Here is a 5,901-nt window from a genome sequence, read left to right on the forward strand (position 1 = left end):
CCGCGCGGCCGACTTCGACAGCCCCGAGGGCCTCGTGGAGGCGTTCACCGGCATCGACGAGCTCCTCCTCGTCTCCACCGACGTCGTCGGCTCCCGACTCGAGGGCCAGCGCGCTGCCGTGGAGGCCGCCGCGAAGGCCGGCGTCCGCCGCGTGCTCTACACGTCCGTGCCCGACCCGAGCGAGGACAACCCCGCGCTCGTGGCCCCCGACCACCTCGGCACCGAGCAGGCCCTGCGTGACAGCGGCCTGCGCTGGACCTTCCTGCGCAACAACCTCTACGCCGACATGCAGTCCGACGTGGTGGCGCAGGCCGCGGCGTCCGGCACCTACGTGACCAACACGGGCGAGGCCGGCGCCGCGTACGTGACGAGGGCCGACTGCGCGGCCGCCGCAGTGGGCGCCCTCCTGAGCACCGACGTCGACGACACGGCACTCGATGTCACGGGACCCACGTCGGTGACGGCCGCCGACATCGCCGCCCTCGCCGCCGAGCGCCGGGGTGAGCCGGTCCAGGTCGTCCAGGTCGACGACGCCGCCTACGTCGCAGGACTGGAGCAGGCCGGACTGCCCACCTTCGTGGCCGAGCTCCTCGCCTCGTTCGGCACGGCCATCCGCGAGGGCCGCCTCGCCGAGGTCACCTCCGCGGTGGAGGACCTCACCGGCCGGCCGGCCACCCCGCTGGCGACCGCGCTGGCCTGAGCGCCCGCACGACGACGTCGGGGCCCGCTGAGGTGCGGACCCCGACGTCGTGCGACCCCGATCAGCAGGGGCGGGTGAAGCTCGGTCCGGGCGTGGCCGGGTACGTGGCGGCGCGTCCACCCATGACCGCCGGCTGCACCGCGCCGTTGAGCTTCTGCTCGTAGTGCAGGTGGGACGTGAAGTCCCCGCCGGAGCTGCCCACCTTGCCCACCAGCGTGGTCGCCGTGACGCGCTGACCCTCCGAGACGTTGATGCTGCCCTCCTGCAGGTGCGCGTAGAGCGTCGACCAGCCGCCGCCGTGGGAGATCTCGACGTAGTGGCCGTAGCTGGTCGTCAGGCGACGCACCTTCGTCACGGTGCCGGCCGCGCTCGCGACCGCGGGCAGCCCAAGGTCGTCGTTGCCGCCACCTCGGTTGAAGTCGATCGCGTACCTCGACGGGCTGTGGCCGTCGCGGGTGTCGGCTCGCCAGGTCTGGCCGCAGCGGAACGGCACCTTGAAGGCCGGACGGGCCTGGGCCGACGCCTCGGCCTCCGTCGAGACCGTGGAGGCGGTGGCCGTTCCGGTGGCCAGTGATCCGGCGAGCAGGGCGGCCGAGGCCATCGAGCCGGCCGCGGCGGCCACGAGGGTGCGTCGTGTGTTCATGGGTCCTCCGATGTCGGGGCGCAGCCTCTGCCGCGCCAACCCCACCAGGCTGTCGACCGGCGCTGCGATCCTGCTCCGCGTCGTTCGCAGCGTCCTCGCAGCGGCGTCCGCGACGATCGACGACGTGGACGACCTAGGAGGAGCCGGACGGGACCGCACGAGGGGTCGGTCCCGTGGGATCCACCCGTGAACGGTGCAGGCGCGCCGCGGCGCGCGCCTCACGCTCGCGCCGCGACGCCTCCCCGGCGTCGTCGGGTCTGCCCATCAGCTCCAGCAGCACGGCGAGGTCGCGCAGCGACGCAGCGGCGCTGAGCGTCCGGCCGAGGGCGGTGAGCTCCTCCACGCTGGCCACCAGCTCGGACTCGGCCTCCTCGAGGCGGCCGAGCAGGCGCAGCGCGCCGGCGAGCGAGCGGCGCGACCGGGCCGCCAGGAAGGCGTCGCGAGCACGCCGGGCCCACGCCCGCGCCTCCTGCGCCCGCTCGAACGCCTCCGTCGCCTGGCCGTGGGCGACGGCGACCTCGGCGCGGGCGTCGACGACGTAGCCGTGGACGTGGTCGTCGACCCCGCCGTCGAAGAGCTCCAGCGCCTCGACGATCAGCGCCTCGGCGGCGTCGATCGAGCCCCGCCGCCGGCAGGTGCGCGACAGCTCGAGGGTGGCCTGGCGGAACGCGCCGCGCGCCGCGGTGGCGGCCAGGAGCTCGCGGGCGCGGGTGAAGGCACCCGCTGCGGCGTCGAGCTCGTCGTAGTCGTGGTGGACGGTGCCACGCATGATCTCGACCCAGCCTGCGAGCACCGCGTCGTCGAGGTGGTCCAGCGACTCGTCGGCCCCGGCGAGGTCGGCCTCCGCCAGGTCGCGCCGACCCACGGAGAGCGCCGACGACGCCGCCACGACGGCTGCGGCGGTCGCAGGTGCGTGCGCCCCCTGCTCGACGAGCCGCCGACGTGCGGCGTCGGCGAGTGCCCGCGCCGGCTCCGAGGAGGAGGCCCGGGACTGCAGGTGCCACGCACGGCACAGGTCGAGGTGGGCCGCACCGAGTCGACGGTCGCCGTCCATGGCGTCGAGGTGCTTCTCGACCACGTCGAGGGCGTCGAGCCAGTCGCCCTCGGACGGCGACACGTGGTGCGCCGGGGCCGTGATCGCCAGCAGCCTCCACGCGAGGTCGGCCCGCACCGGCGCGAGCGTCCTCGCGAGGGTCCGCGCCGTGGCGTTCTCCGTCGCGAAGAACGCCACGGCCGACTCGCGCTCCTGGAGGGCCGGCGTGCCCCGCCGAGGACCGTCGCCGACGGCCCGACCCGGTGCCGGTGGGACCGGGACGAGCTGGGTCGGATGGTCCCGGTACGGCACCACCGCACGTGCCAGCAGCTGCTCGGCGACGAGTGCCACGTCGGCCACGTCGACATCGTCGTCGTGCGAGCCCACGAGGAACCGGGCCACGACGTCGTGGAGTCGGAACTGGGGGGTCTGGCCGCTGCGGCGCACCGGCTCCACGAGGTGCGCCGCGCACAGCGCGTCGATCGCGTGCTCTCCTGCCGCGTCGTCGCCGAGCAGCGCGCCAGGGACCCAGGCGCTGAAGGTCGCCACCGGCAGTCGCGCGACCCGTCGGGCCACCTCCTGCACGCTCTCGGGCACGCGCTCCCACACGTCGGAGAGGCTCGTCGCCAGTGCGGCGGCCACGTCGTCGGTGCCCAGTCCCCCGGACGACAGCCGTTCGGCCAGGCGTGAGAGCCCCACGTCCGGACGCTGCCGCGCGCGTCCGGCGGCGAGGCGCAGCGCGAGCGGCATGCCGCCCAGCGTGGAGACGAGCCGGTCGGCACCGTCATGGTCCGCACGGATCCGGTCGTCCCCCAGCACCCCGGCCAGGAGCGCTCGGCCGGAGGTGCCGGACAGCGGCCCCACCTGCACGTGGAGGTCCGGCTGCAACCAGGCGAGGTCGTAGCGCGAGCACACGATCGCCATCGACCCCGGCGACGCCGGAAGCAGGAGCGACAGCTCGCTCGACGTCGCCCCGGCGTGTGCGTCGACGCCGTCGAGCACCACGAGGACGCGCCGCTCGTCGAGCAGCGACCGGTAGAGGGCGGCCCGTTCGGCGGTGCCGCCAGGGACGGCGTCGGGGTGCACCCCGAGCAGGCGCAGGAAGGTGGCGAGGACCGCACCGACCTCGAGCGCGGGCGCGCTGCCGGCCTCGAGGTGCAGAGAGCCGTCCGGGAAGTCGTCGCGCAGGCGCTGGCCGACCTCCACGGCCAGCGCGCTCTTGCCCATGCCGGCCAGACCGGTGAGGTGGACGACGAGGGGCGCGTCGTCGACCTGGGCGACGGCCCCGACGATGCGGTCGATCTCCTCGTCGCGACCGACGAAGCCGGGCGCCCGCCGCGGCAGGGTGCGCGGAACGTGGGCGACCCGACCGACCGGCGCGGGAACCTGGGGCCCGCGCAGCACCTCGGCGTGCGCCTCCCTGAGGCGCGCCGAGGGCTCGACCCCGAGCTCGCTGTCGAGCCGGTCGTAGGCCTCGCGGTAGACCCCGAGAGCACGCTCCTGCTGCCCCGTCGACGCCAGGACGAGCACGTACTGGGCGAGCAACGCCTCGTGGAACGGGTGCCGAGCCGTCAGCGTGGCGAGGTCGGCGACCACCTGGTCGGCGCGGCCCAGCGCGAGCGCGGCCGCGGCGTGCTCCTCCCACAGGGCGAGCCGCTCGGCGTCGAGCCGGGACCGCTCGATCTCGACGGCGGCCGTGGACGGCACGTCCTGCAACGACTCGTCACCCAGGAGCGTCGACGCCTCGCGGAAGGACCGCAGGCAGGCCGGGTCCGCGACCGCCGCCAGCTCACGGGCGCGGTCCCGCAGCACCGCCAGCCGCTCGACGTCGACCTGCACGTCGGGGACGAGGCGGTACCCGCCCGGCGTGGTCTCGATCACCGGGGCAGAGCACTTGCGTCGGATCCCCGAGATCAACGCCTGCACGCGGTTCGGCGCCGACGCCGGCGGGTCCTCGCCGTACAGCCACGTCAGCAGGGAGGCGGCGGTGGCCGACCTCGTCAGGGCGATGCGCGCCAGGACCGCTCGCTCGAGACCGGACAGCCGGACGGGTTCGTCGTCGACGTGCAGGACAACGGTCGCGAGCACGGCCACCTCGACCCGACGCCCCCGTGCCACGCTGCCGACAGTAGTGCCTGTCCCGGGACCCGGCAGACCTCGCCCGGGCCGTCGTCCAGTCGGTGGACACGACGCTCCCAGTACCGACACAGCCCCTGTGGTACTGCGCCGGGTATCCTGGTGCGATGGTCCGTCCGACGAGCGTCGCCGCCCGCGACGACGCACGCCGCGGCGCCCTCCTCGACGAGCTCATCCCACTGTTCCACGCCGAGGGCTTCCTGGCCTTCAGCCTCGAGGACCTCGCCCGCCGTCTCGGCTGCTCCAAGTCCACGCTCTACGTGGTCGCCGCGAGCAAGGAGCAGATCATCCAGGCGACCGTGCGCGAGTCGTTCCGCCGCTCCACCGAGGCGGTCGAGCGTCGCGTGGCCGCCGAGCCCGACACCGGCCGGCGCATCAGCGTGTACCTCGACGCGATCGCCGAGGAGCTCGCCCCCGCCGGTCCCACCTACTTCGCCGACCTCGACGCCTACGAGCCCGCCCGCGACGTCTACCGCACCAACGTGCGCCTGGCGGCACAGCGGGTCAAGGAGCTCGTCGAGGCCTCGGGGCGGCGACGCCTCGAGCCACGCTTCGTGGGAGCCGTCGCCGGGCTCGTGCTGGAGGCGATCCACCGCGGTGCCGTGGAGGCCGACACGGGCCTCGACGACGCGGCCGCCTTCCACCAGCTGGCCGTGCTGGTCGACCACGCCACCCGCTCCGACTGACCCGCCCGTCCCCGCGTTTCGGACACTTCCGGGGCACCTCGACGCCCCGAACCGCCCCGGAAGTGTCCGAAACGGGGAGACGAGCCGGGTCGTCAGCGGACGCCGGTGAGGTCCGGGAGCAGGACGGGGCCGGTCTTGCGGTCGAGGTTGGCCGCGTGCTGCTCGATGCGGCCGATCGAGGCGACCAGCTGGTCGACGACGTCCACGAGCGACGCGATGGCCGTCGCCGCCGTGGTGAGCTGCTCGAGCTGGCCGGGGAGCGGCTCGGCCGACGCCGCGAGGGAGTCGAGCGGCTCACCGAGCGCCTCGAGCTTGCCCAGCTGCGTCTCCAGGCCGTCGAGCCGCTCCTGCAGCGCGCGGATGTCGGTGCCGACGGCGGCCAACGGTTCGGCCGCGGCGACGACGCCGTCGGCGGCGGACCCGAGGGAGCGTGCGACCCCGAGCAGCTCGGTGAGCTGCTCCCCGACCTCCGGAAGCACCGCCACGGCCTCGAGCACCGGGGGCACCACCTTCTCGACGTTGCCGTCGATGCGCTCGACCTGGTCGAGGGTCGTCGGCGACCGCTCGGCCGACTCGGTGATCTGGGGCAGCGCCGCGCCGGCAGCCGCGAGCCGCGGGAGGTAGGGCAGCAGGACGACCAGGCCGATCGCGATCATCGTCAGCACCGCGATGATCTGCACGGCGATGACGCGGGCGGCCCAGG

Annotated in this window: 5 protein-coding genes; 2 read left to right on the forward strand and 3 right to left on the reverse strand. The window is 74.8% G+C overall.

Features of this window, described 5'->3' with window-relative positions; translation table 11 throughout:
- Positions 1-700 (forward strand): NAD(P)H-binding protein (locus tag ASF38_RS07255; protein WP_235497484.1); only part of this gene is annotated, 700 nt, incomplete at its 5' end.
- Positions 701-761: 61 nt separating this feature from the next.
- Here the strand turns inward: ASF38_RS07255 and ASF38_RS07260 are convergent.
- Positions 762-1,343 (reverse strand): M23 family metallopeptidase, encoded by a 582-nt coding sequence (locus tag ASF38_RS07260; RefSeq protein ID WP_056551850.1) that lies wholly within the window; start codon positions 1,341-1,343, stop codon positions 762-764.
- Positions 1,344-1,476: 133 nt separating this feature from the next.
- Positions 1,477-4,494, reverse strand: coding sequence for a BTAD domain-containing putative transcriptional regulator (locus ASF38_RS07265; RefSeq protein WP_162237314.1), 3,018 nt, complete (start codon positions 4,492-4,494; stop codon positions 1,477-1,479).
- 125 nt (positions 4,495-4,619) lie between these two features.
- Between ASF38_RS07265 and ASF38_RS07270 the strand changes: the two genes are divergently transcribed.
- Positions 4,620-5,198 (forward strand): TetR/AcrR family transcriptional regulator, encoded by a 579-nt coding sequence (locus ASF38_RS07270; RefSeq protein ID WP_056574814.1) that lies wholly within the window; start codon positions 4,620-4,622, stop codon positions 5,196-5,198.
- 92 nt (positions 5,199-5,290) lie between these two features.
- On the opposite strand, the gene ASF38_RS07275 is transcribed toward ASF38_RS07270, so the two are convergent.
- A partial coding sequence (locus ASF38_RS07275; RefSeq protein ID WP_162237315.1) for a hypothetical protein occupies positions 5,291-5,901 on the reverse strand: 611 nt, incomplete at its 5' end.

The organism is Aeromicrobium sp. Leaf272 (assembly GCF_001422865.1).
In the GTDB taxonomy this organism is placed as follows: Bacteria; Actinomycetota; Actinomycetes; order Propionibacteriales; family Nocardioidaceae; genus Aeromicrobium.